Origin of the sequence: Ectothiorhodospira lacustris (genome assembly GCF_022227845.1) — a bacterium.
Lineage (GTDB): Bacteria > Pseudomonadota > Gammaproteobacteria > Ectothiorhodospirales > Ectothiorhodospiraceae > Ectothiorhodospira > Ectothiorhodospira lacustris.
Map to the genome: position 1 here is coordinate 154,648 of NZ_JAJNQN010000005.1, position 23,968 is coordinate 178,615.

At 64.9% G+C, this 23,968-nt stretch carries 22 protein-coding genes; 11 read left to right on the plus strand and 11 right to left on the minus strand.

The annotated features are described in order from the left end of the window. Positions 1–81: 81 nt before the first annotated feature. Together bioF and gorA are read right to left on the minus strand one after the other, a co-directional pair. Positions 82–1,239 carry an 8-amino-7-oxononanoate synthase gene (gene bioF, locus LQ956_RS05875; RefSeq protein ID WP_238621156.1) on the minus strand — a complete coding sequence of 386 codons (1,158 nt, stop codon included), beginning with the start codon at positions 1,237–1,239 and terminating at the stop codon, positions 82–84. A 15-nt stretch (positions 1,240–1,254) separates the two neighbouring features. Continuing rightward, entirely contained in the window at positions 1,255–2,601 is a 1,347-nt protein-coding gene (gene gorA / locus LQ956_RS05880; protein WP_238629901.1) for a glutathione-disulfide reductase, read from the minus strand. A gap of 68 nt (positions 2,602–2,669) precedes the next feature. Between gorA and ubiA the strand changes: the two genes are divergently transcribed. Continuing rightward, positions 2,670–3,578, plus strand: a complete 909-nt coding sequence (gene ubiA, locus LQ956_RS05885; RefSeq protein ID WP_238629900.1) for a 4-hydroxybenzoate octaprenyltransferase — start codon at positions 2,670–2,672, stop codon at positions 3,576–3,578. Here ubiA and LQ956_RS05890 read toward each other — a convergent pair whose 3' ends face one another. Beyond that, positions 3,579–4,286 carry a ComF family protein gene (locus LQ956_RS05890; protein ID WP_238621185.1) on the minus strand — a complete coding sequence of 236 codons (708 nt, stop codon included), beginning with the start codon at positions 4,284–4,286 and terminating at the stop codon, positions 3,579–3,581. Between the two features lie 124 nt (positions 4,287–4,410). Here LQ956_RS05890 and LQ956_RS05895 point away from each other — a divergent pair, with 124 nt between their 5' ends. From LQ956_RS05895 to LQ956_RS05905, 3 genes are read left to right on the plus strand one after another with little or no spacing between them, the layout of a single operon-like run. Next, complete coding sequence (locus tag LQ956_RS05895) at positions 4,411–4,869, plus strand: hypothetical protein (protein WP_238621153.1); 459 nt, start codon at positions 4,411–4,413, stop codon at positions 4,867–4,869. Continuing rightward, a complete protein-coding gene (bioB, locus tag LQ956_RS05900) occupies positions 4,862–5,848 on the plus strand; it encodes a biotin synthase BioB (RefSeq protein WP_238621152.1) in 987 nt (328 codons plus the stop codon). The genes LQ956_RS05895 and bioB overlap by 8 nt, the downstream gene beginning before the upstream one ends. A 5-nt stretch (positions 5,849–5,853) precedes the next feature. Beyond that, entirely contained in the window at positions 5,854–6,384 is a 531-nt protein-coding gene (locus LQ956_RS05905; protein ID WP_238621184.1) for a gamma carbonic anhydrase family protein, read from the plus strand. Positions 6,385–6,484: 100 nt separating this feature from the next. Here LQ956_RS05905 and LQ956_RS05910 read toward each other — a convergent pair whose 3' ends face one another. The 3 genes from LQ956_RS05910 to hemB form a co-directional block, all read right to left on the minus strand. Next, the gene (locus LQ956_RS05910; RefSeq protein WP_238621151.1) at positions 6,485–7,144 is read right to left on the minus strand and encodes a YiaD family glycine zipper/OmpA-like lipoprotein; all 660 of its coding nucleotides are present in this window, start codon (positions 7,142–7,144) and stop codon (positions 6,485–6,487) included. An 84-nt stretch (positions 7,145–7,228) separates the two neighbouring features. After that, the gene (aroE, locus tag LQ956_RS05915; protein WP_238621150.1) at positions 7,229–8,044 is read right to left on the minus strand and encodes a shikimate dehydrogenase; all 816 of its coding nucleotides are present in this window, start codon (positions 8,042–8,044) and stop codon (positions 7,229–7,231) included. A 21-nt stretch (positions 8,045–8,065) separates the two neighbouring features. Further along, a complete protein-coding gene (gene hemB, locus LQ956_RS05920) occupies positions 8,066–9,067 on the minus strand; it encodes a porphobilinogen synthase (RefSeq protein ID WP_238621149.1) in 1,002 nt (333 codons plus the stop codon). A 138-nt stretch (positions 9,068–9,205) separates the two neighbouring features. Here hemB and LQ956_RS05925 point away from each other — a divergent pair, with 138 nt between their 5' ends. Next, a complete protein-coding gene (locus tag LQ956_RS05925; protein ID WP_238629899.1) occupies positions 9,206–9,868 on the plus strand; it encodes an alpha/beta hydrolase in 663 nt (220 codons plus the stop codon). Between the two features lie 43 nt (positions 9,869–9,911). On the opposite strand, the gene LQ956_RS05930 is transcribed toward LQ956_RS05925, so the two are convergent. The 5 genes from LQ956_RS05930 to argH all read right to left on the minus strand — a co-directional run bounded on the left by LQ956_RS05930 (position 9,912) and on the right by argH (position 17,072). Further along, positions 9,912–12,659: an ATP-binding protein gene (locus LQ956_RS05930; protein WP_238629937.1), complete on the minus strand. Its 2,748-nt coding sequence runs from the start codon at positions 12,657–12,659 to the stop codon at positions 9,912–9,914. Positions 12,660–12,661: 2 nt separating this feature from the next. After that, entirely contained in the window at positions 12,662–12,958 is a 297-nt protein-coding gene (locus tag LQ956_RS05935) for a hypothetical protein (RefSeq protein ID WP_238621147.1), read from the minus strand. A gap of 4 nt (positions 12,959–12,962) precedes the next feature. After that, a complete protein-coding gene (locus LQ956_RS05940; RefSeq protein ID WP_238621146.1) occupies positions 12,963–15,104 on the minus strand; it encodes a 3'-5' exonuclease in 2,142 nt (713 codons plus the stop codon). Between the two features lie 12 nt (positions 15,105–15,116). Beyond that, positions 15,117–15,497, minus strand: coding sequence for a response regulator transcription factor (locus LQ956_RS05945; RefSeq protein WP_238621145.1), 381 nt, complete (start codon positions 15,495–15,497; stop codon positions 15,117–15,119). Positions 15,498–15,674: 177 nt separating this feature from the next. Further along, a complete protein-coding gene (gene argH, locus LQ956_RS05950) occupies positions 15,675–17,072 on the minus strand; it encodes an argininosuccinate lyase (protein ID WP_238621144.1) in 1,398 nt (465 codons plus the stop codon). A 228-nt stretch (positions 17,073–17,300) separates the two neighbouring features. Between argH and LQ956_RS05955 the strand changes: the two genes are divergently transcribed. From LQ956_RS05955 to LQ956_RS05980, 6 genes are all read left to right on the plus strand, one after another. Further along, on the plus strand, positions 17,301–18,290 hold the full coding sequence (locus LQ956_RS05955) for a sensor histidine kinase (protein ID WP_238621143.1): 990 nt from the start codon (positions 17,301–17,303) through the stop codon (positions 18,288–18,290). Next, positions 18,287–19,024, plus strand: coding sequence for a LytR/AlgR family response regulator transcription factor (locus LQ956_RS05960; RefSeq protein ID WP_238621142.1), 738 nt, complete (start codon positions 18,287–18,289; stop codon positions 19,022–19,024). Before LQ956_RS05955 ends, LQ956_RS05960 begins: the two co-directional genes overlap by 4 nt. 186 nt (positions 19,025–19,210) lie before the next feature. Next, positions 19,211–20,179 carry a hydroxymethylbilane synthase gene (gene hemC / locus LQ956_RS05965; protein WP_238621141.1) on the plus strand — a complete coding sequence of 323 codons (969 nt, stop codon included), beginning with the start codon at positions 19,211–19,213 and terminating at the stop codon, positions 20,177–20,179. A gap of 5 nt (positions 20,180–20,184) precedes the next feature. Next, positions 20,185–21,006, plus strand: coding sequence for a uroporphyrinogen-III synthase (locus tag LQ956_RS05970; RefSeq protein WP_238621182.1), 822 nt, complete (start codon positions 20,185–20,187; stop codon positions 21,004–21,006). A gap of 379 nt (positions 21,007–21,385) precedes the next feature. Next, a complete protein-coding gene (locus tag LQ956_RS05975) occupies positions 21,386–22,627 on the plus strand; it encodes a uroporphyrinogen-III C-methyltransferase (RefSeq protein WP_238621140.1) in 1,242 nt (413 codons plus the stop codon). 3 nt (positions 22,628–22,630) lie between these two features. Beyond that, positions 22,631–23,923, plus strand: coding sequence for a heme biosynthesis HemY N-terminal domain-containing protein (locus tag LQ956_RS05980; RefSeq protein WP_238621139.1), 1,293 nt, complete (start codon positions 22,631–22,633; stop codon positions 23,921–23,923). The last annotated feature ends 45 nt before the right edge of the window (positions 23,924–23,968 follow it).

The following is a 23,968-nucleotide window of genomic DNA, read 5'->3' on the forward strand; positions in this document are numbered from 1 at the left end:
GGTTCTGGATGCAATGACGGACTGTTTTGATGGGGTGGAGTGTAGCAAGGGCGGCAAAAGAGGGGCGTATGGAAAATTCCGCTACGCCGGCGGCTGAAGTCGCTTGAGCGTCTCCAGCAGAAGGTCCACATGGGCCGGGGTATGGGCTGCGCTCAGGGTCACCCGCAGACGGGACGTACCTGAAGGCACCGTGGGCGGGCGGATGGCCGGCACCAGCAAGCCCCGGGCCAGCAGGCCCTCGCTCAGGGCCACGGCGGTGGCCGCGTCGCCCACCAGGAGCGGCTGGATGGGGGTGTCGCTGTCCATGAGTGCCAGTCCCAGTTCCGCTGCCCCGGCCCGGAATCGCTGCACCAACCGGCGCAGATGCTCGCGCCGCTCCGGCTCCGCATGCACCAGGTGCAGGGCGGTCCGGGCCGCCTCGGCCACGGCGGGGGGCATGGCGGTGGTAAAGATGTAGGTGCGGGCCGCCTGGATGAGGGTCTCGATCAGATCTTCGCTACCGGCCACGAACGCCCCGGCGGTGCCCAGCCCCTTGCCCAGGGTGCCCATGAGGATGGGGACCCGGGCCTGATCCAGGCCCTGGTGTTCCAGCGTGCCGGCCCCGGTGGCACCCAGCACACCCAGGCCATGGGCATCATCCACCATGAACCAGGCCCCGGCCTGCGCACACAGATCGGCCAGGGCGGGCAGGGGGGCGATATCACCGTCCATGGAAAACACCCCGTCGGTGCTCACCAGGGTCTCACGCTCAGGGTCATGGGCCAGCAGACGGGCCAGGTCGTGGGCATCAGCGTGTCGGTAGCGTTGCAGCCGGGCCTCGCTGATGCGGGCGGCGTCGATGAGGGAGGCGTGATTGAGGCGGTCCTGCAGCAGCCGGTCACCCCGGCAGAGCAGGGCCTGGGCCACGCCCAGGTTGGCCATGTAGCCGGTGGAGAAGAGCAGGGCGCGGTCACGGCCGGTGAAGGCGGCCAGCTCCTCTTCCAACTGATCATGGGCGCGGGTGTGGCCGTTGACCAAGTGGGCAGCCCCGGCCCCCACGCCATAGCGGTCGGCACCGGCCTTGAAGGCGGCGATCACCGCCGGGTGGTTGGCCAACCCCAGGTAGTCGTTGCTGCAGAAGGCCAGCACCGGTCGGCCGTCGATGAGCTGCTCCGGCTGCTGGGGGCCGTCCAGCCGCCGCCGCTGCCGGTAACGATGTTCCGCCCGGCGTTGCTGGAGCAGGGGAGTAAGGTCTTTCATCAAGAATGCTCCCGGTCACCGCAGGGTGACCAGCTCCTCCGCGCTGGTGGGGTGCAGGGCCACGGTGTCATCCAGATCCTGCTTGGTGGCGCCCATGCGCACCGCCACCGCAAATCCCTGCAGCATCTCATCCGCCCCCGGCCCGATGATATGCACGCCCACCACCTTCTCCTGCGCCCCCACCGTCACCAGCTTCATGGCCGTGGGGACCTTGTGGTCGGTCATGGCGTGGTACATGGAGGTGAAGCGGGTGGCATACACCTTCACCGCACTGCCGTGGGTGGCGCGGGCCTCGTCCTCCGTCAGGCCCACGGTGCCGATGGGAGGATGGCTGAACACCACCGAGGCGATGTTTTCATAGGACAGATGGCGATCCGGCCGGCCGCCGAACAGCCGATCCGCCAACCGCCGGCCGGCCGCGATGGCCACCGGGGTGAGGGCGACGCGGCCGGTAACGTCCCCGATGGCATAGACCCCCGCCACGTTAGTGTTCTGGAAGGCGTCGGTGGGAATGAAGCCCTGTTCATCCAGGTTTATCCCGACTGCCTCCAGGTCCAGCCCTGCGGTGGCCGGGGTCCTACCGATGGCCCAGATCACCTGATCGAACACCCCGCGGCATTCCCCCTGATCGCAGCGCAGCTCCACGCTGTCCGGGTGGGCGATGAGCCGGGATACCTGGGTGCGGGGAAATAGGTTCACGCCTGCCGCCAGCATCTGCTCCATCAGCGTATCCCGCACCATGGCGTCGAAGTGGCGCAGCAGGGTCTCGCCCCGCAGGTACATGGAGACCTCCGAACCCAGGGCCTGCAGCATCCCCGCCAGTTCCACCGCAATGTAGCCCGCCCCCACCACGGCGACACGCCGGGGCTGGGCCTGCAAGGCAAAGAAACCGTCCGAGGTGATGCCCAGCTCCGCACCGGGCTGATCCGGCACCGTGGGCCGCCCCCCCACCGCGATCACCACGTGATCCGCCGTCACCCGCCGCCCGTCCACTTCCAGGGTGCGCTCCGCCACGAACCGGGCGGTGCCCTGGATCAGGTCGACACTGGAGTCCTCCAGATAGGTGCGATACCAGGTGTTGATATCGGCAATGTAGGCATCCCTTTTGGTCACCAGTGCGGTCCAGTCAAAGCCCTCCCGAGCCAGCCTGAAACCGTAGCCGGGGGCATCCTCCAGCCGATGGGCCGTCTCGGCGGCGTACCACATCACCTTTTTCGGCACGCAGCCCACATTGACGCAGGTACCACCCAGGGGGCCTTTCTCCACCACGGCGCAGCGCGCGCCGTGGTGGGCCGCCCGCTCCACCACGGACAGGCCGCCGCTGCCGGCGCCGATGGCGATGAGGTCATAATGATCTTGCATGGATGCTCTCCTGCTCCGTTCGGCTTTGCTACACTTTAGCCCCTGGCAGATAACGGACCAAGCCCGCTTTGAAACCCGTGAACCCGGATACCGCCGCCGCCCCACTGAATCTGCGTGACAGGCTCGTCCAGTATGCACTGCTGACGCGTCTGCACCGTCCCATTGGCATCCTCCTGCTCCTCTGGCCGACCCTCTGGGCCCTGTGGATCGCGGCAGAGGGCATGCCCGACCTGCTGATCCTGTTCGTGTTCGTGGCCGGTGTGGCCCTGATGCGGTCCGCCGGCTGCGCCATCAATGACTTTGCCGACCGAGACATCGACGGCCATGTCTCCCGGACCCGGGACCGGCCCCTGGCCAGCCGGCGCATCAGTGGCCGGGAGGCGGTGGGCGTGACGGTGGCCCTCTCCCTGACGGCCTTCGCCCTGGTGCTGCTGATGAACCCCCTGACCATTGCCCTGTCGGTGGTGGCTCTGGCACTGGCGGTCAGCTACCCCTTCATGAAGCGATTCCATCATCTACCCCAGGTGCATCTGGGGGCCGCCTTCGGCTGGGCCGTCCCCATGGCCTTTGCCGCCCAGACGGGGGCGTTTCCGCCGCCGCTGGCCTGGCTCCTGTTCCTGGCCACCATCCTCTGGACCACCGCCTACGACACCATGTATGCCATGGTGGACCGGCCGGATGACCTGAAGATCGGCGTCAAGTCCAGCGCCATCCTCTTCGGCGAGGCCGACCGCCTGATCATCGGCATCCTGCAGGCCCTGACCCTGGTGGCCCTCGCCCTGGTGGGCCTGCAGGCCGGCCTGGGCGGGTTCTTCTACCTGGGACTCGGGATCGCGGCCCTGCTGGCCCTCTACCAGCAGTACCTGATCCATGGCCGGGACCCCGGGGGCTGCTTCCAGGCCTTTTTGAACAACAACTGGTTCGGCCTGGCCATCTTCGCGGGCATCATCGGGGCCTACCTGTTCGGCGCCGGCTGATCAGGCTGCCCGCGCCAGTACCCACACATCCACACGCTTCACGCCGTGGACCTTGAGGGCCACGGCGATCTCGCGCAGGGTCGAACCGGTGGTCATCACGTCGTCCACCAGGGCCACGTGCCCGGCCTCGAAACCCGGATGCACCCGGAAGGCGCCGCGCAGATTGTCCCGCCGCATGGTGGCCGCCAGGGTCTGCTGGGGTGGCGTGGCCCGTACCCGCATCACGGCGCCATGGTGCAGCGGGCATCCCAGCGCCCGCGCCAGGGGGCGGGCCAGCTCCAGGGCCTGATTGAAGCCACGCTCCCGCAACCGGTGACGGTGCAGGGGGACCGGGATCACGCAGTCGGGGACGTTGATCCGAGGGGCCAGGGCTTCGGCCATCAGTTGCCCCAGCAGACGTCCCTGGGGCAGGCGGGCACTGAACTTGAAATCGGCGATCAGGCCGTCCACCGGCGGGGCATAGAGCAGGGCGGCCCAGGTGGCGTCAAAGGGGGGAAGCCGGCGCAGGCAGTGACCGCAGAAGGGAGCCGGGTACTCCAGGGGCAGGCCGCAGCGTGCACAGGCCTGTTCGGGGCGTGGCAATTCCGCCCGGCAGGCGGCACACAGGTCCAGCCCGGCATGGCCGGGGGCCGCGCACAGCAGGCAGGTGGACGGATAGGCGGTTTCCAGCAGGGCGCCCCGCAGCCCCCCGAACCAGGATGCAATCATGGTCACGATCCCTGTCACCTTGTGGATTGATACGGTATATTGGCCCGATAGCCTACCAGATCAGGGTATTCACGATACCCGCTCGATACAGCGCAAGAGCCCTTTCAGGCACGGATCCGGTCCCATGTCCCATACCGCCGCCCCCCGCACCGTCTCCGCCCGCGCCTGCGCCGGATCGGCCAAGCTGTTCAACTACGGCAACATCATTGCCGTGACCGTCGCCGGCGTGCCCCTGTTCCTGGTCACCGGCGACGTGGGCATGGCCACCATCATCGCCGCGATCATGGGCATCGTCCCGCTGGTGCTGTGGTTCGGCGGCTCCATGCTGGTCTACGCCCTCAACCGTCATCATCCGGAACCCCGGGTGGGGCACTACACCCAGCAGGCAGCCTATCGCTATTACGCCCTGATGGGCTCGCTCATCGTGATCGGCACCTTCTTCCCGCCGCAGATCCTCTATTACCGGCTCTACTGGCTGTTGGCCGCCGCGATACTCATCCCTTGGTCGATCCGGGACATCATCCGGATCAACCGCGAACAATGGCACGACGTTGCAATTCCCGAGGAACCTGACCATGGCTGATACGCGCCACGACTGGGAGATGGACGAGATCCTCGCCCTCCTGGAACGCCCCTTCAACGACCTTCTGTTCGAGGCCCACACCATCCATCGGGGCCGTTTCAATCCCAATCACATTCAGGTAAGCCGTCTGCTGTCCATCAAGACCGGCTCCTGTTCCGAGAACTGCGGCTACTGCTCCCAGAGCGCCCACCACGACACCGCGGTGGAAAAGGAGCAGCTCATGCCCGTGGCCGAGGTACTGGCCGAGGCGCGCAAGGCCAAGGATGACGGCGCCACGCGGTTCTGCATGGGCGCCGCCTGGCGCAATCTCAACGACCGCAACCTGGAACAGATCATCGAGATGGTCAAGGGCGTGCGGGCGCTGGAACTGGAAACCTGCATGACCCTGGGCATGCTCACCGAGATGCAGGCCCGGCGCCTGAAGGAATCGGGCCTGGACTACTACAATCACAACCTGGACACCTCCCCGGAATATTACGGCGAGGTGATCACCACCCGTACCTATCAGGACCGACTGGACACCCTGGCCCATGTGCGCGAGGCCGGCATCAACGTCTGCTCCGGCGGCATCCTGGGCATGGGCGAATCCCGCCGCGACCGAGCCGGCCTGCTGCAGCAATTGGCGAATCTGCCTCGACATCCGGAATCCGTGCCCATCAACAACCTGGTACAGGTGGAAGGCACACCGCTGCATGGCGTGGAGCCGCTGGACCCCTTCGAGTTCGTGCGCACCGTGGCCGTGGCACGGATCATCATGCCCCATTCCCATGTGCGCCTGTCCGCGGGACGCAGCGAGATGAGTGACGAGATGCAGGCCCTGTGCTTCTTTGCCGGTGCCAACTCCATCTTCCACGGCGACAAGCTGCTCACCACCCCCAACGCCACTGAAAGCCACGACGAGACCCTGTTCCGGCGTCTGGGGCTGAGCTCGCAGGTGGTGGAGGAAAGGCACGCCCACAGCAGCGTGCACGCGGCCTGATGACGATGATCCGCGCCTTTGAAGGCCATCGGCCTCGGATCGCCGCCGGCGCCTGGGTGGATGAGACGGCGGTGGTGATCGGGGATGTGACCCTGGGCGAGGACAGCTCCATCTGGCCCCTGTGCGTGCTGCGGGGGGACGTGAATCGCATCCGCATCGGGGCCTGCACCAATATCCAGGACGGCAGTGTGCTGCATGTCACCCATGAGGGTCCCTATACCCCCGGCGGACGGGATCTGATGGTAGGTGATGAGGTCACGGTGGGACACAAGGTGATCCTGCATGCCTGCACCATCCATGACCGGGTCATGGTAGGCATGGGGAGCATCGTCATGGACGGCGTGGTGATCGAGTCGGAGGTACTGCTGGCCGCCGGCAGCGTGGTGCCGCCCGGAAAGCTGCTGGAGAGCGGTTACCTATGGCGGGGTAGCCCGGCCCGGCGGGTGCGGCCGCTCACGGAGGAGGAAAAGGCTCACCTGCGATATTCGGCGGAACATTACGTACGGGTGAAGAACCGGCACGCCGGGGGCAGGTAGTCACAGGCGCCCCCTCATCCCCGGCCCTTCTCCCCCGGAGGGAGAAGGGAGGAATGCGATCACGTCAGCCTGCCGGAAAGCTCCGGAAGGCCGGCACCGGTTACATGGCCAGGGGGATCAGGGTCAGTTCCACCCGACGGTTCAGAGAACGACCATGGGTGGTGCCGTTGTCCGCCACCGGGCGATGGGGGCCAAAGCCGATGGTGTCCAGACGGACGCGGGAGATCCCCTGGCCTTCCAGGTAACGGGCCACGCTGTCGGCCCGGCGCTGGGACAGGTCCATGTTGTACTGTACGCTGCCGGTGCTGTCCGTATGACCGGCCACTTCGATGGCGGTCTGATCGTACTTCTTGACCACCAGGGCCACGGAGTTGAGCACTTCGTAGAAGTCCGGCTTCACTTCCTCACGATTGACGTCGAAGGTGATGTTGCCCGGCATGTTGAGGATCAGGTTGTCACCCACGCGGGTGACGCTCACGCCGCTGCCTTCCAGACGCTGACGCAGCTCCAGCTCCTGGCGGTCCATGTAGTTACCCACGGCGGCACCGGCCAAGGCACCGATACCGGCGCCGATCATGGCACGCTTGGTCCGGTCACGACGGGTCGTGACGTTGCCGATCAGGGCGCCTGCGGCGGCGCCTATGGCGGCCCCCTTGGTGGAGGTACTGACCTTCTGTTCGCCAGTATAGGGATCCAGGGTGGTACAACCTGCCAGCACCATGGCGGCGGCCAGGGGCAGGATCAGCAGTGATTTGCGCATGTCGAACCTCGTTGGGGTTACTGTGGCTTTCCAGCCTGATGTTTTACTTGATGTCGCGGTTTTAGCATCCGGCGGATGAACGGCTCATGAACCGGGTCGCAGGGCCGCCATCACCAGGGCGGCATCGGGGCGACGGCCACGCCATAGGGCAAAGGCCTCCGCCGCCTGCTCCACCAACATGCCCAGGCCGTCCCGGGTCCAGCCGGCCCCGTGTGCCTGCCCCCAGCGCACGAAGGCGGTGGGACTGTCGCCGTACATCATGTCGTAGCACCCCCCCCCCGGCGCCAGCAGGTCCTTAGGCAGGTCCGGCACCTGATCGTTCAACCCCGCCGCAGTACCGTTGATCACCAGATCGAAATGACGCCCGGCCAGTCCATCCAGACCGCCGCCGGAGACCGGCCCCAGGTCGGCAAAGTCCCGCGCCAGGGCCGATGCCTTTTCCGCGGTGCGGTTGGCGATGTGCAGACTCTCGGGATGCTCTGCCAGCAACGGGGCCAGCACGCCGCGCACGGCGCCACCGGCCCCCAGCAGCAGGATACGGGCCCCCGCCAGGGCCGCGCCCGGATTGCGCTTCAGATCGCCGACCAGTCCCACACCGTCGGTGTTGTCGCCGAACAGTCCCTCCGGCGTCACCTTCAGCGTGTTGACGGCCCCGGCCCGGCGGGCCCGCTCACTGAGCCGGCCCGCCAGCTCGAAGGCCTCGTGCTTGAACGGCACGGTAATGCTGAACCCCCGATAGCCCTGGGTCATCAGACGACGCAGGGTACCGGCAAAGTCGTCCGTCGGTGCCAGGATGGCCTCGTAGCTGAGGTCCTGGCCTGTCTGCCGGGCGAACAGGCTGTGGATCTGGGGCGACTTGCTGTGTCCGATGGGATTGCCGATGACGGCGTAACGGTCCATGGCCGGAGCTCCTTGGGATGATCAGTCCATCCACTCCACCGCCTGGCGGGCATAGTAGGTAAGGATGCCGTCGGCGCCGGCCCGCTTCATGCAGACCAGGGCCTCCAGTACGCAGGCCTTCTCGTTGATCCAACCGTTCTGGCCCGCCGCCTTGAGCATGGCGTACTCGCCGCTCACGTGATAGGCAAAGGTGGGGACACCGAAGGTCTCCTTCACCCGCCGCACGATGTCCAGGTAGGGCATGCCGGGCTTGACCATCACCATGTCGGCCCCTTCCTCCAGGTCCATGGCCACTTCGTGCAGGGCCTCGTCGGAGTTATGGGGGTCCATCTGGTAGGTATACTTATTGCCGGCGCCCAGGTTGGCGGCGGAGCCCACGGCATCACGGAAGGGGCCGTAGAAACTGGAGGCGTACTTGGCGGAATAGGCCAGGATGCGGGTATGGATGTGACTGCCTTCCTCCAGCACCTCGCGGATGGCGCCGATACGGCCGTCCATCATGTCGGAAGGGGCCACCACGTCGGCGCCGGCCTCGGCATGGGACAGGGCTTGCTGGGTCAGTACGTCGACGGTCTCATCGTTCAGCACGTAACCGGTCTCGTCGATGAGTCCGTCCTGGCCGTGGGTGGTGAAGGGATCCAGGGCCACATCGGTGATCACGCCCATCTCCGGCACGGCGTCCTTGAGCGCACGCACGGCGTTCTGGGCCAAACCGTTGGGGTTGTAGGCCTCGGCAGCGTCCTCGCTCTTTTTCTCCATGGGCACCACGGGGAACAGGGCCATGGCGGGGATACCCATGCGGGCGCAGGCGCGGGCCTCCTCCACCAGCAGATCAATGGACAGACGCTCCACACCGGGCATGGAGGGCACCGGCTCCCGCTGACCCTTGCCTTCCAGCACGAAGACCGGATAAATGAAGTCATCCGGGGTCAGCCGGTTCTCGCGCATGAGGCGGCGAGAGAACTCGTCGCGACGCATGCGACGGGGACGAACCAGGGGATAATAACCTTTGAACTGGGACATTGATCGCTCCACGCTGTGATCGGAGGCTGGATGAATTAACCGCACACAGGATAGCGGATTCATCCCCGCCGGGCACGGCCCCGCTGTCGCTTGCCGGGTCCGTAGTGCGGACAAAGCAAAGCAGCTATGCTATCGGTCATGAAAAACACATCCCTTGATACCGTCGTCATCGATACCGGCGCTTCGCCCCGGTCCTGCGTCATCTGGTTGCACGGCCTGGGGGCCGATGGCCATGACTTCGAACCCATCGTGCCGGAACTCAGCCTGCCGCCGGGCCTTCCGGTGCGCTTCCTGTTCCCCCATGCCCCAATGCGGCGGGTGACCATCAACAACCACATGCCCATGCGGGCCTGGTATGACTTTCTCAGCCTGGACCCGGGCCGGGGCGAGGACCATGCCCAGGTGGCCGAAGCGGTCTCCCTGATCCAGGCCATGGTGGAAACGGCCCGCCGGGATCACGACCGGGTGCTGCTGGGAGGCTTTTCCCAGGGCGGGGCGGTGGCCCTGCTGGCGGGGCTGTCGGAAGGCCCGGCGGTAGACGGCATCTTTGCCCTCTCCACCTACATGCCCGACGCACGGCAGGCCGGTGTGGGGCTGTCCCAGCGGGCCCGGGGGATGCCGGTGTTCATGGGCCACGGCAGCGCTGACCCGGTGATCCCGGTGGACTTCGGTCGCCACACTTCAAAACTGCTCGACGACCTGGGGGCGGTGGTGCAGTGGCACGAATATCCTATGCCCCATAGCGTCTGCGCTGACGAGATCCGGGATCTGAGCAGCTGGTTTGCAGGTCTGCTGGCCTGAATACGGCAAAGGTCGCACACGGCTTCTCAGGTCCCAAAGAGGCTTATTCGCCGGTACCTTCAGGGGACTCGGGCACCGGCAGGGTAAAGATGAAACGGCTGCCCTTGCCGGGCTCGGTTTCCACCCAGATCCGCCCCCCCAGCCGCTGCACGATGTTCTTGCAAATGGCCAGCCCCAGGCCGGTGCCTTCCGGCTTGTCGGTGAGGGCATCGCCCACCTGACGGAATTTCTCGAACAGGGTGGGCAGTGCATCCGCCGGGATCCCCGGACCATTGTCCTCCACCTCGACCCGTACACCCCCGTCCCGGGCCGGTCGTAGCCGCAGCACCACCCGACCGGTCTGCGGCGGCGTGAATTTCACCGCGTTGGACAGCAGATTGATGACCACCTGCATCAGTCGATCCCGATCCGTGGGCAGGTAGACCGGGGCCTGCGGAAGCTCCAGGGCCAGGGCCACCCCCTTGTCCCGGAACAACTGGCCCGTGGTGGTGGCCCCCTCGGACAGGATCTCCACCAGGTCCAGCCGGTGAATGTGCCAGCGCATGGCCCCGGACTCCAGTTTGGCCAGATCCAGTACCTGATTGATGAGCCGGGTCAGACGCTCGCTCTCGCTGATGATGATGCCCAGAAATTCCTGGCGCTTTTCCGCCGCCAGATCCGGATGATCATGCAGGATCTCGGTAAAGGAGCGGATGGAGGTCAGCGGGGTACGCAGCTCGTGGGTGACGGTGGAGATGAAGTCGTCCTTCATGCGATCCAGCTGCTGCAGCTGGGCATTGGCGGCCCGCAGCTCGGCGGTGGCCGCCTCCAGTTCCCGTGACTTGGCCTCCAGCTGCTGGCTGTAGGTGATCACCTGGCTCGCCTCGTCGAGGATTTCCATCACCTCTTCCAGGCTGACCACGTCGCCCTTGGCCACGTTGGAGACCATCACCCGGGCGGAGGCGGTACCGATGGAACCGGCCAGCATGCGTTCACACATGAGGATCAGTTCGCCGTCCGCCTCCCGCATCCGGCGAAAATCCAGTCCCCGGGTGCGGGCATACTGATGAAAGGCCCTGACCGCCCGCTCCTCGCCCACGAACCGTTTCAGCAGGTCCAGCAGATCCCGCACGGTGGCGGTGCCCCGCCAGAAACGGGAGCTGCCGTAACGATCGGCGGAGAGCCGGAACACATCCACAAACAGATTGGCCTGGATGCGCTCCATGGTGCTCTGGCGGGTGAGCAGGGAGACGGTCACATAGGCCCCCACGTTCACCAGCATGGACCAGATCAGGGCGTGGGTGATGGGGTCCAGCCCTTCCAGTCCGAACAGGGCATAGGGCTTGAGCAAGGCGATGCCCAGCCAGCCTTGGTGAATGAAGTCCATGGGCAGCCAGCCCGACTGGGCAAAGGCCGGCAACAGCAGGGTGTAGAGCCAGACGGCAAAACCGGCCACCAGACCCGCCAGCGCCCCCTTCTGGGTGGCCCCTTTCCAGAAGATGCCGCCGATGAGGGCCGGGGCAAACTGGGCCACGGCGCAGAAGGACACCAGCCCCATCCCCACCAGGGCGACCATGTCGCCGGTGATCCTGACATAGCCGTAACCCAGCAGGATGCCCACCAGGATGCCCCAGCGCCGCAGATGCAGCAGCAGGCGGGTGAGGTCCTTGCGCTGCTGCAGCTTTAGCCAGCGGATGCGCAACAACACGGGCATCACCAGGTCGTTGCAGAGCATGGTGGCCAGGGCCACCGTCTCGACGATGATCATGGCTGTGGCCGCCGACAACCCACCCAGGAAGACCATGAGTGCCAGCCACTGCAGGTCCTGGGACAGGGGCAGGGCCAGCACGAAGCTGTCCGGGTGGATCGAACCCTGGCCGAACATGAGCACCCCGGCAAAGGCAATGGGCAGCACGAAGAGGTTGATCAGGAACAGATACAGGGGAAACAGCCAGGCGGCCTTGCTCACATGGCGCTCATCCACGTTCTCCACCACCGCCACCTGGAACTGGCGCGGCAGGACCAGGATCACCACCATGGACAGCAGGATCAGCGCCACCCAGTTACCGTAGTCCGCCAGCTCCCCGACGCGAAATAGCTCGGCCAGGTCCGGGTGCTGCGCCGCCTGCCCGAACAGATCCCCCGGCCCGCCGAAGATCAGGAAGGTCACCACCAGGCCGGCGGCCATGAAGGCCACCAGCTTGACGATGGACTCGAACGCGATGGCCGCCACCATGCCCTGGTGATGCTCGGCGGTATCGATGTGCCGGGTGCCGAACAGGATGGCGAACAGGGCCAGGATCAGCGCTACGTAGAAGGCGGTATCCATGTAGAACGGGACACTGTGCATCAGATCCTGGGCCGTCACCTCCGGGTACATGACCATCACCGTGAAAGTATCGGAGACTGCCTTGAGCTGCAGAGCGATATAGGGGATCAGCCCCACCAGAGCGATGACAGTGACCAACCCCCCCAGCAAGGGGCTCTTGCCGTAGCGGGAGGCCACGAAATCCGCGATGGAGGTGATGCGGTTGACCTTGGAGATGCGCACCATCTTGCGCAGCACGATCCACCAGACCGCCGCCATGAGGGTGGGTCCCAGATAGATGGGCAGGTAATGGATGCCGCCCTGGGCCGCCAGACCCACGCTGCCGTAGAAGGTCCATGAGGTGCAGTACACCGCAATGGACAGGGCGTAGACATAGGGGTTGTTGATGACACTGCGGCCCTGGTCCGCCCGGCGGTCCCCCCAGTAGGCAATGCCGAACAGGATCAGCAGGTAGCCCAGGGAGACGCCGATGACCAGCCCCATGTTCACCGGGTGTCCTCCTCCCGCCCCGTTGCCGGGTCATCCGGCTCGTCCCCGCGGGTCCGGAGCACGATCAACAGCACTACCAGGATCACGACCAGCCAGGCCAGATACAGATACAGGAACAGGACCGGAATGCCCAACAGGGTGGCTGGCACGTCGAAGACCGCCAGCAAGGGGGGGAAGAACAGGGCCAGACCCAGCATGAAGGCGGCCACATACCGCTCCCGGGCGCCGCTGGGCGGGGTCATCCGCAGGCCCCGATCACCCTGGGTATCCTCCGGCGACAGCGGCGGCTTCATGGCCTCACGCCCCCACGGCTGACCCGTTGCCGTTCTGGTGGGTCAGGGTATGTTCCCGCTGACGCAGCTGGGCGGCCATGTTGGAAGAGCGCATGACCTCGCCGAAGGTCTTGAAGCCCTGGGACTGCAGACGCTCGATGAGACGCACCAGCAGTGCGGCGGTGGCGACGGCATCCCCCAGGGCGGTGTGACGCCCCGAGATCTGGATGCCGTAACGCTCCAGCAGGGCGTCCAGGGAATGATCTTCCTCCTCGTCCTCCACCATCACCGACAACAACAGGGTATCCAGTACCGGATTGGGGAAGCTGATGCCGCACCGGGCTTCCTTCATGCTGATGAATTTCATGTCGAAGGCGGCATTGTGCGCCACCATGACCGCATCGCCCACAAAGGCCTTGAATAGGGGCAGCACCTCGGTGACGGGGGGCTTGTCCTGCACCTGATCGTCCGTGATGCCGTGGAAACGGATGGATGCAGCCGGGATGGAAAAACCCGGGTTGATCAGGCGCTCGAAGGTCTCGCCGGTGAGCACACGACCCTTGACCACGCGAATGCCGGCAATGGAGATGATCTCGTCGCCCCCCACCGGGTCCAGGCCGGTCATCTCGCAGTCAAAGACCACGAACGTCAGGTCCTCCAGCAGGACATCGGCCAGTTCCGGGGTGCCTTCGTGTTCGCGCATGATGCCGAAGTCGTAGAACTCGGGCCTGGGCGGCAGGCGCTCGCCCTCGGGCAGGAACTGGGGTCGCTTGGGCACGATCAGGGGCAGGCGCAGCAGCGCCTCGCCGGGCAGTCCCGCCTGCTGGCTCCACAGCTCGATGCCATGGCGGTCCAGCACGTCGCGCACGGTGCGGTGGCCCAACTCTTCGCCGCAGGAGATGTCCAGCCACTGGTCGAGCTGCTTGGCCGGCACCACCTCGCCCTTCCAGGAAAGATCCAGGTAGATACGGCGGTCCCCCAGCAGGGTTTCCACGTGGAAGGTGTCGGCACCGGAGAACGTGTGCAGCTCCCGCAGCAGGCACTCCAGCACCCGCACCAGGGAAAGGCTGTCCCCTTGCACCCACAGGGGCTGACCCACCGGGACCAGACGCAGGTTCGGCAGATCCTCCAGACGGCGGGCCACGCAACTGATCAGGTCGGAGCTGAAGATGTCGGACATGGGCCAGCGACCCAGGGCATGGCCCCGGAAGATGGCGGCCAGATCTTCCAGGCGACGGCTGAGCTGCTCGCTTTCACTGCGCATCACATGCTCGAACTGACGCCGGACCCCGGTGGACATCTCCGGATGGGCGTCCACGGTCTCGGCCGCGGCCCGCAGGTTGCCTACCGCGCCGCGCAGCTCCATGGTCAGGGCACGGCGGATGGCATCCACGTGGGTCAGGGTCTCCACGTCGGCGGAGATGTCTACCAGGGTGATGAGATAGGCGCTGGTTTCGCCCCGCGGATCCAGGATCAGGGCCATACGCCCCTGCAGGATGCGGGTGGCCTCCGCATTGGTGCAGACGAAGGATTCAGACAGATCGGCCTGGGACTCGCCCCGGGTGCAGCGGCGCCATTCCAGGCGGTCCAGGGTATGCATCACCGGTGCCTTCGAGATGACATCGAACAGGGGCCGCCCCAGGCCGACCCGCTCGGGCTCGTTGAGGATGGTGATGGCCGACTGGTTGTAGAGCAGCATCTGGTGGTTGCGGTTGCACACCAGCACGCCTTCGGTCAGACCCTGAAGGATGACTTCCAGCCAGGTCTTCTGCTCATTGATCTGCGCCGTGGCGGATGCCATGGCGCTGCGGATCTCCCGCCGTGAGGCGCGCAAGGCCACCGCCAGGGCACCGACACTGTCCGGCAGGCTGCCCATGGCGTGACGGGCGGGCAGGCTGATCTCCGCTTCGGCAGAACGGGATTCCAGCAAGGCGCGGACGTCCCGACTCAGTACCCGTGCCGGGCGAAACACCAGGCGCCGCAGGGCGAACCATGTCAGGTAGATGGGGGCGACAAAGATCAGTGCCGCCAGCAAGGGCAGCCCGAACAACTGGGTCGGCAACGCCCCCTGAGTCAAGGCATCGAAATTGGCCACCACCACCATGCCCAGATAGGCAAAGAGGACCTGGGACCAGAGGAGCAGTGCAACAAGGGTGCGCTTGTCCACGGGGCCGCCAACCTAGCTGTCGGTGTCCGGCATGTAGGCGCGCACCCGTTCCACCACCTCGCGGGTGGAGAAGGGCTTGGTGATGTAATCATCAGCCCCCATGGCCAGGCCCTTTTCCTTTTCGATCTGACGCCCCTTGGCGGTAAGCATCAGAATACGAATGTCCTTCCACTCGGGATTGGCACGAATGGTCTGGCAGACATCGTAGCCATCCCGCTTGGGCAGCATCACATCCAGCAGGATCACATGGGGAGGATGCTGCCGCACGGCTTCCAGTGCGCTTTCGCCATCCCGGGCCACGCGCACGTCGAAACCGGCTTCTTTCATCAGGAATTCCAATGAGAGGACGATATTGGGTTCATCGTCCACCACCAGCACGGATTGGGGCGCCATCTCATCCTCCTTATTATCCTTCTTGAAACCGGCACGAACGGCCTGCCTCAATATCTTTTTAACCTATGGCTATAAGCTCAAAATAGCACAGGCGACTGATAGCGTCATGACGCAAGCGCGTCATGCCCCCTTGGCGGGGGCGTAACGGGATCCATTCATGGAAATCGCCGGGGGCGATCAGGCCTCGGCAAGGCGCTCCCGGGCCGCGGCGATGCGAATCCGGACCTGGCGGGGCGCGGTACCGCCGTGCAGGTCGCGGGCAGCCAGGGAACCCTCCAGGGTCAACACATCGTGCACATCGGCCTGGATGATATCGGCAAAGCCTCTGAGCTCATCCAGGGACATGTCGGCCAGATCGCGGCCGGTCTCCACCCCCAGGCGCACGGCCCGGCCTACTACTTCATGGGCATCCCGGAAGGGCATGCCCTTGCGGACCAGATAATCGGCCAGGTCGGTGGCGGTGGCAAAGCCGCGACGGGTGGCGGCGCGCATGGCGTCGGCCCGAACCTGGATATGGGGCACCATGTCGGCAAAGGCCCGCAGGCTGCCGGCCAGGGTATCGATGGTATCGAACAGGGGCTCCTTGTCCTCCTGATTGTCCTTGTTGTAGGCCAGCGGCTGGGCCTTCATCAGGGTCAGCAAAGCAATGAGGTTGCCGTTGACCCGCCCCGTCTTGCCCCGCACCAGCTCCGGCACATCCGGGTTCTTTTTCTGCGGCATGATGGAAGAGCCGGTACAGAATCGATCCGGTAGATCCACGAAACCGAACTGGGCGCTGGCCCAGAGGATCAGCTCCTCGGAGAAACGGGACAGGTGGGTCATGATCAGGGCCCCGGCGGCACAGAACTCGATGGCAAAATCCCGGTCGCTGACCGCATCCAGGGAGTTGTCCGTCACCCGGTCGAAACCCAGCAACTCGGCGGTGTAATGGCGATCCAGGGGGTAGGGGGTGCCGGCCAGGGCGGCGGAGCCCAGAGGCAGGACATTGACCCGGCGGCGGCAGTCCACCAGACGGTCATGGTCCCGCTCCAGCATCTCGAACCAGGCCATCATGTGATGACCGAAGGTCACCGGCTGGGCGGTCTGCAGATGAGTGAAGCCGGGCATCACCGTCTCGGCCTCGCGCTCCGCCAGATCCAGCAGCCCCCGCTGCAGGCGCCGGATCTCCCCCAGCAGGGCATCAATGGCTTCACGCAGGTAGAGGCGAATATCCGTGGCCACCTGGTCATTGCGGGAGCGGCCCGTGTGCAGCTTCTTGCCCACGTCGCCGATGCGCTCGATGAGGCGAGCCTCCACGTTCATGTGGACATCCTCCAGGCTCACGGACCATTCGAATTCTCCCCGCTCCACTTGGGCCAGGATGTCCTCCAGCCCGGCGACGATGCGCCGGCATTCGTCCTCGGTCAGCACCCCGACCCTGGCCAGCATGCGGGCATGGGCGCAGGATCCCTGGATGTCATGCCGATAGAGGCGGCGATCAAACTCCACCGAGGCGGTGAACGCCTCCACGAAGCTGTCGGTAGGCTCCGAGAAGCGGCCGCCCCAGAGTTTGTCTTGTGATGCCTTGGCGTTCATAGAAGGTGCATATCTCCGGATAACTGGCAAGGAGTATACCATTGAGATACTGTAGGGGATGCAATGGCCCTCGCCCAGTGGACCTGGGGCCGGGGAACCCCTTATGTCCATCCCATGCAAGGCAGCACACCGCGAACATCCATGAGGCCCAGGCATTCATCAACTCCAGCCGGAGAGGACCCGGGGACGACATCCGGATTCCTCCCCAACTTCTGCGAGAGCCGGACCGTGTTCGTGGTCGTGCTCATGGGGCAGTTGCTGGCCTTTCTGCTGACCCTCTCCTCCGGCAGCAGCCGGCACGGCTTCTGGGTCAATCTCGCCCTGATCTCCCTGTTCGTGCAGTGGGTTGCCCTGGGTACGGTGCTGATCCTCTGCGCGACCCGTCGCCTGCTGGACCGCCTCAGCGCATTTTCAGCTGCCGCCGCGGCCTGGCTGGCCACGCTGAGCATCACCCTCGTCCTGTCTCTCCTGTGCCTGTGGATCGGTCGCCACCTGGACTGGAGCCTGCTCAATTCCGGCCTTTCGGCCGGTGAGTTCCTGACCCGCACCCTGGCCATCAGCGCCATCGTCAGCGCCGTCGCGCTGCGTTATCTGTACGTACAGAAACAGTGGAAGAACAACGTGGAAGCCGAGGCGCGCTCCAGAGTGCAGGCGCTGCAGGCGCGGATCCGGCCTCATTTTCTCTTCAACAGCATGAACACTATCGCCAGCCTCACCCGAACTCGCCCGGAGGTCGCCGAGGCCACCGTGATGGACCTGGCAGACCTGTTCCGGGCCACCCTGTCCAGCAAGGATATGGTCAGCCTTCAGGATGAAGTGGAGCTCTCCCAGAACTACCTGCGCATCGAAGCCCTGCGCCTGGGAGACCGTCTTCAAGTGGATTGGCACATGGAGCCTTCGATTGCCATGGACTATCCCGTTCCCAGCCTGAGCCTGCAGCCCCTGCTGGAAAATGCCATCTACCACGGTATCGAACCACTGACCGAAGGTGGCTGCGTGCGGGTGGACATCCGGCAACAAGGAGAGCGGCTCGATATCACCATTGAAAATCCCATGCCTTCGGAACAGGAGCGCCGCCGGCGACCCGGGAATCGGTTTGCCCAGGAAAGTATCCGCCAGCGCCTGGACCTGGCCTATCAGGGCAAGGCGCGCATGGAGACGCATCAGGCCCGGGACCATTACCGGGTGGATATCTCGCTGCCAAGGAGATTGCCGTGAAGATCATGATCGTGGATGACGAGCTTCCGGCGCGGGAACGGCTGAGTTCACTGTTGGAAGGCATGGATGAATACCAGGTGGTTGCCGCCGCTTCCAACGGTGTACAGGCCGTACGGCTGGCCCAGGAGCTGGAACCGGACATCATCCTCATGGATATCCGCATGCCGGGCATGGATGGCCTGGAAGCCGCGCGGCACATTTCCGGCATGGATACCCCGCCGGCGGTCATCTTCGTCACCGCCTTCGAAGAACACGCCTTCGAAGCCTTTGAAGCCCATGCCGAGGGCTATCTGCTCAAACCGGTGCGCCGGGAACGCCTGCAGGAGGCCCTGGAACAGGCCGGCCGTCCCAATCGGGCCCAGCTCGGCACCCTCCACGAACCGGACACCCAGGCCGGCAATGCCCGCAGCCATATCTGCGCCCGTGTGCGGGGCAATCTGGAATTGATTCCCGTGGACTCGGTGCACTATTTTCAGGCGGACCAGAAATACGTCACTGTCCGCCACGACAGCGGCGAAGTACTGATCGAGGAACCGCTCAAGGCCCTGGAAGAAGAGTTTGCCGGCAGCTTTCTGCGCATCCACCGTAACGCCCTGGTTTCCAAGGCCCGCTTTTGCGGCATGGAAAAAAACAGTCAGGGGGGGTTTGAGGTGGTTCTCAAGGGGTCGCGGGAACGGCTGGAAGTCAGTCGTCGCCACGTGGCCGAAGTGCGCCGCTTTCTGAAGTCCCTGTAGCGGCACAGGCTCCACCGGGGCTCGATCCCGGGGTGGATGAGTGCAAAGAATAGCGGCCCGGGTCAATGAAAGTTGACACAGGCGCCTCTGCCGTGTGTGTTGAAAGGCAGACATAATGTATGGTTGCGTTGTACGATACCGCGAACCATTTGAACGGCCACATTTTCACGAGCTTCAAACCCGCAGATGCCAAAAACCGAACTCAAGATCGCCACCCGGAAAAGCCCTCTCGCCCTCTGGCAGGCCGAGGAAGTGGCTGCCCGGGTCACGAAACTGTTTCCCGAGGTCAAGGTGACCCTTGTGAAGCTGTCCACCCAGGGTGACCGCATCCTGGATACGCCACTGGCGAAGGTGGGTGGCAAAGGGCTCTTCGTCAAGGAGCTGGAGACCGCCATGCTGCAGGGCGAGGCGGATATCGCCGTGCATTCCATGAAGGACGTCCCCATGGAACTGCCCGAAGGCCTGGAGCTGCCGGTGATCATGGACCGGGAAGACCCCTGTGACGCCTTCGTCTCCAACAAGTACAAATCACTGGAAGATCTGCCCGAAGGCGCCCGCGTCGGCACCTCCAGCCTGCGCCGCCAATGCCAGATCCGTGCCCGCTTCCCCAGTTTCAAGGTGCTGGATCTGCGCGGCAACGTGAACTCACGCCTGGCCAAGCTGGATGCCGGTGATTACGATGCCATCATCCTGGCCGCCGCCGGCCTCAAGCGCCTGGGCTTTGCGGACCGCATCACCGCCATCCTCACCCCGGAAGAGAGCCTGCCGGCCATCGGCCAGGGTGCCATCGGCATCGAATGCCGCAGCAATGATCCCGAGGTCATGGCGCTGATCGCGCCCTTGAATGACCCGGACACCTTCCTGCGGGTAACCACCGAGCGGGCCTTCAACCGTCGCCTCAATGGTGGCTGTCAGGTCCCCATCGGCGGCTATGCCGTACTGGGCGACGACGATCTGATCCATATGCGCGGCCTGGTGGGTGAGCCGGACGGTTCCATGGTCTACAGTGGCGCCCTCAATGGTCCCTTTGACCAAGCGGAGGCCTTGGGCATTGCCCTGGCGGAGCAGCTGCTGCGCGAAGGTGCCGACAGGATCCTGAACGATCTGGGGCTGGCACCCGAGGCACCACCACCGACCCAAGACAGCGGGTCATGACATTCATGGCGTCTGCGGACATGGCCCCTGCAGAGGCAGGCCTGCCTCTGCAGGGCGTCACCGTCATGGTGACCCGGCCCGCCCATCAGGCGGAGCCGTTCTGTCACATGGTGGAGGCCGCCGGAGGGCAGGCACTGCGCTTTCCGGTGCTCGCCATTCTGGAGCCCGGCGACGTGGGCGCACTGAATGCCCTGATTGACCGACTGGAAGAATTCCATGTGGCGGTGTTTGTCAGCCCGAACGCCGTCGCCCGGACCATGAATCTGATCCATGCCCGGCGAACCCTCCCCGAAGGCCTGAGACTGGCCACGGTGGGACTCAAGTCAGCCAAGGCACTGGAGCGCTTCGGGCATCGAGTACATATCTGCCCGCCCAACCGGTTCGACAGCGAGGCATTGCTGGAAGAGCCGGAACTGCAGGATGTCCAGGGCAAGAATATCGTGATCTTTCGCGGCGACGGGGGCCGTGAATTGCTAGGTGCTACACTCACTGCTCGGGGCGCGAGGGTGACCTTTGCCGAGACTTACCGACGGGGCATGCCGGATACGGATACCGGCCGGCTTTTGCGTCAGTGGTCCCGGGGTGACATCCACGTGATGACGATTACCAGCGCCGAGGGGCTGCGCAACCTGTACGAGATGGTCGGTCAGGCAGGGCGCCTCTGGCTTCGCAACACCCCGCTGGTGGTGGGTTGCGAACGCATGCTGGACACGGCCCGGGAGATGGGCTTCAGAGAATCCCCAGTGGTGGCCGACGATCCCAGCGATGAATCCATGCTGGTGGCCGTGCAGAAATGGGCTGAAAAGAGGAAGCAAACGCATGAGTAGATCCAGATCCAAAGACAGAGCCAAAGGCAAGAGCAAGCCACAGGCAACCGGTGGCAATGCACCGGACGAGTTGAAGGAAACATCTTCCAGCAGGGGGCGGCCACTGACCGGTACCGTTGTGAGCGCTGCCTCCAGCAACGACAATGCTGCATTCAACGCAGACGCCAAGGATCGTGATCCGATCGAAGGCAGCGTTCGCAGCGTATCCACTTCTGAGCAACCGGCGGGAGCGGCCGGCGCCTCCGGGTCTAACCAACCCGGATCAGGCAAGCCCGAATCTCCCGCACCCGAGACAGCCGCGGCCGGGGACAGTTCGTCCGATGCACCCAAGGCCGGGGCCGACCCATCCCAAACCCCAAAGCCCGAGGCATCAAAACCCGTGGACAACAAACCAGAAACTCCGAAGACCGACTCGCCAAAAGCCGGGTCTGAAAAATCCGAGCCGGTAAAGAGCGCCGCCGGCACCACCAAGACCGAACCGCCAAAGACCGGTACTTCCACGCCTGCTGCCGCCAAGCCGGCAACCGGCCCCGGTTCCACCGGCGGTGGCCGCATCCCGCCCACCCCGCCGGCCTCCGGCGGCAACGGCAACGGCCGCAGCAGCAAGATGCCGCTGATCGTCGGTGGTGTGGCTCTGGTGCTGGCCCTGGGTATCGGCATGAACGCCGCGTCCAACGCCAACAAGGCCCAGGACATGGCCAGTGCCACCAATGACCGCCTGAGCACCGCCCTGCGCGAACTGAATCAGATGCAGGAGCGCACCCAGGCCCTGCCGGACACCATCAGCCGCCTGGAAAGGGAAGTGCGTGAGGAACTGGCCCAGGCCCTGGAAAAGGCCCGCAATGACGTATCCGGCATCGAACAGCGTCAGGCCCGCCGCCTGGAAACCCTGGAAGAAGGCCTGACCGCCCTGCAGGATGATTCCGCACGCCCCCACCGCGAATGGCAGGTGGCCGAAGTGCGCTACCTGATGCGCATTGCCGATCACCGTATGAGCCTGATGGATGACGCCCAGGGTGCCATCGCCGCACTCAATGCCGCCGACGAAATGCTCAAGGCCATCGGCGATCCGCGCTTTGGTGAAGTCCGCGACGCCATCGCCGCCGAGAAGCAGGCCCTGGAAAGCTACGACGGCACCCAGGTGAGCAGCGTCGTTGCCGAGCTGGAACAGATTGCCGCCGAGCTCAAGCCCATGCCGCTGAGGATGCCCGAGGCCGAAAACGGCGCCGCTCGTCTGCTGATGGTCAACGGTGAACCCACCGAAGACGCCCCTTGGTGGGAGCGTGCCTACTTCCAGGTGATGAACGAACTGAACCAGCAGGTCACCGTGCGTCGTCATGCTCAGGCCGTTCGCTCCATGCCGGATGCCGACGCTGAACTGTTCATGCGTCAGGTATTGGCCCTGCGCATCGAGTCCGCCCGTCTGGCCGCCCTGCGTCTGGATGCCGAGGACTACCGCGCCAATCTGAAGGGTGCCCAGGAACTGCTGGTGGAATATTTCGCCTCTGAACCGGTGGCGCCCATGCTGAAGCGTCTGCAAGACCTGGAGAAGCGGGAACTGCGCGCTGAACGGCCCGATATCAGCGGCTCCCTTGAGAAGCTCAGCGGGCTGGAGGAATAATTAATGAAATCTCTGATCGTTATTTTTCTGGTCCTGATCGTATCCGCCGTGGCCACCCTCATGTTCATGGAGGAACCCGGCTACGTACTGTTTGCCTACGCCGACATGAGCGTCCAGACCACCATGGCCTTCTTCATCATCGCCCTGGTAGTGATCCTGGCCGTGGTCTATGGCCTGATCCGCTTCCTGGTGGGGGTGTTCGGCCTGCCGGGTCGCATGAGCGAGAAGCGCCAGCAGAAGAAGGCCGTTGCCTGTCAGCGTGGCCTGGCCCTGGGCTTGGCCGAGATGACCGAAGGCCGCTATGCCAAGGCCGAGAAGCTGCTGGTACAGTCTGCCAAGCGCGGTGACTCTCCCATGCTGAACTATCTGTCCGCCGCCCGTGCGGCCCAGATGCAGGGGGCCTACGACCGTCGTGACGAGTACCTGCGTCAAGCCTCCCAGTCCGGTAGCAACACCGAAGTGGCCGTGGGCCTGACCCAGGCCGAGCTTCAGATCGCCCACGGCGAACACGCTCAGGCCGTCAGCACCCTGCGTCACCTGAACGATGTGGCCCCCGGCAATCAGCAGCTGCTGCGCCTGAAGGCCCGTCTGTATCAGGAAGTGAACGACAGCGAGTCCCTGATCACGCTGATGCCCGATCTGCGCAAGACCCGCGCCTTCGACAACGAGACCCTGGACAAGCTGGAAGCCGACGCCTTCAGTGCTCAGACCCGGGACATCGCTGCTGCCAACGAACTGGGCAAGCTGGAGGGCATTTGGGTGAACCTGCCCAAGGTCTCCCGCAACAACCCCGGCATGATCGCCGCCTACGCTCAGGCCCTGGCAGCCATGAACGAGGCCGACCGCGCGGAGGCCGTCCTGCGGGCCGCCATCAAGCAGCACTGGGACGAAAATCTGGTGCGCCTGTACGGGAAACTGGCGGTGAACGACGTGAGCCGTGCCATCGGTTATGCCGAAGGCTGGTTGCGCGACCACCGTCGCGATGCCGTACTGCTGCTCACCCTGGGCCGTCTGTGCAAGCAGGCCAAGGTGTGGGGCAAGGCCCGTGGCTACCTGGAGGCCAGCATCAGCGCCAAGGCCAGCCCGGAAGCCTATCGGGAGCTGGGCGAGCTGCTGGACCAGGTGGGTGAAGAGAAGCTGGCTCAGGACGCCTACCGCAAGGGCCTGCAACTGGCCGTGGACGGTGCCGAAGCCGAAGCCGCTCCGGCGGTTACCGCTCAGCCCGCCAAGAAGGGCAAGAAGGCCGCCAAGGGCGGCACCGCCGCCCTGCCGAGCCTGAGCTCCGGTACCGCCTGAGGCATCAGGCATCACCGGTAACCCGTCCTTGAAGAAGACGACGGG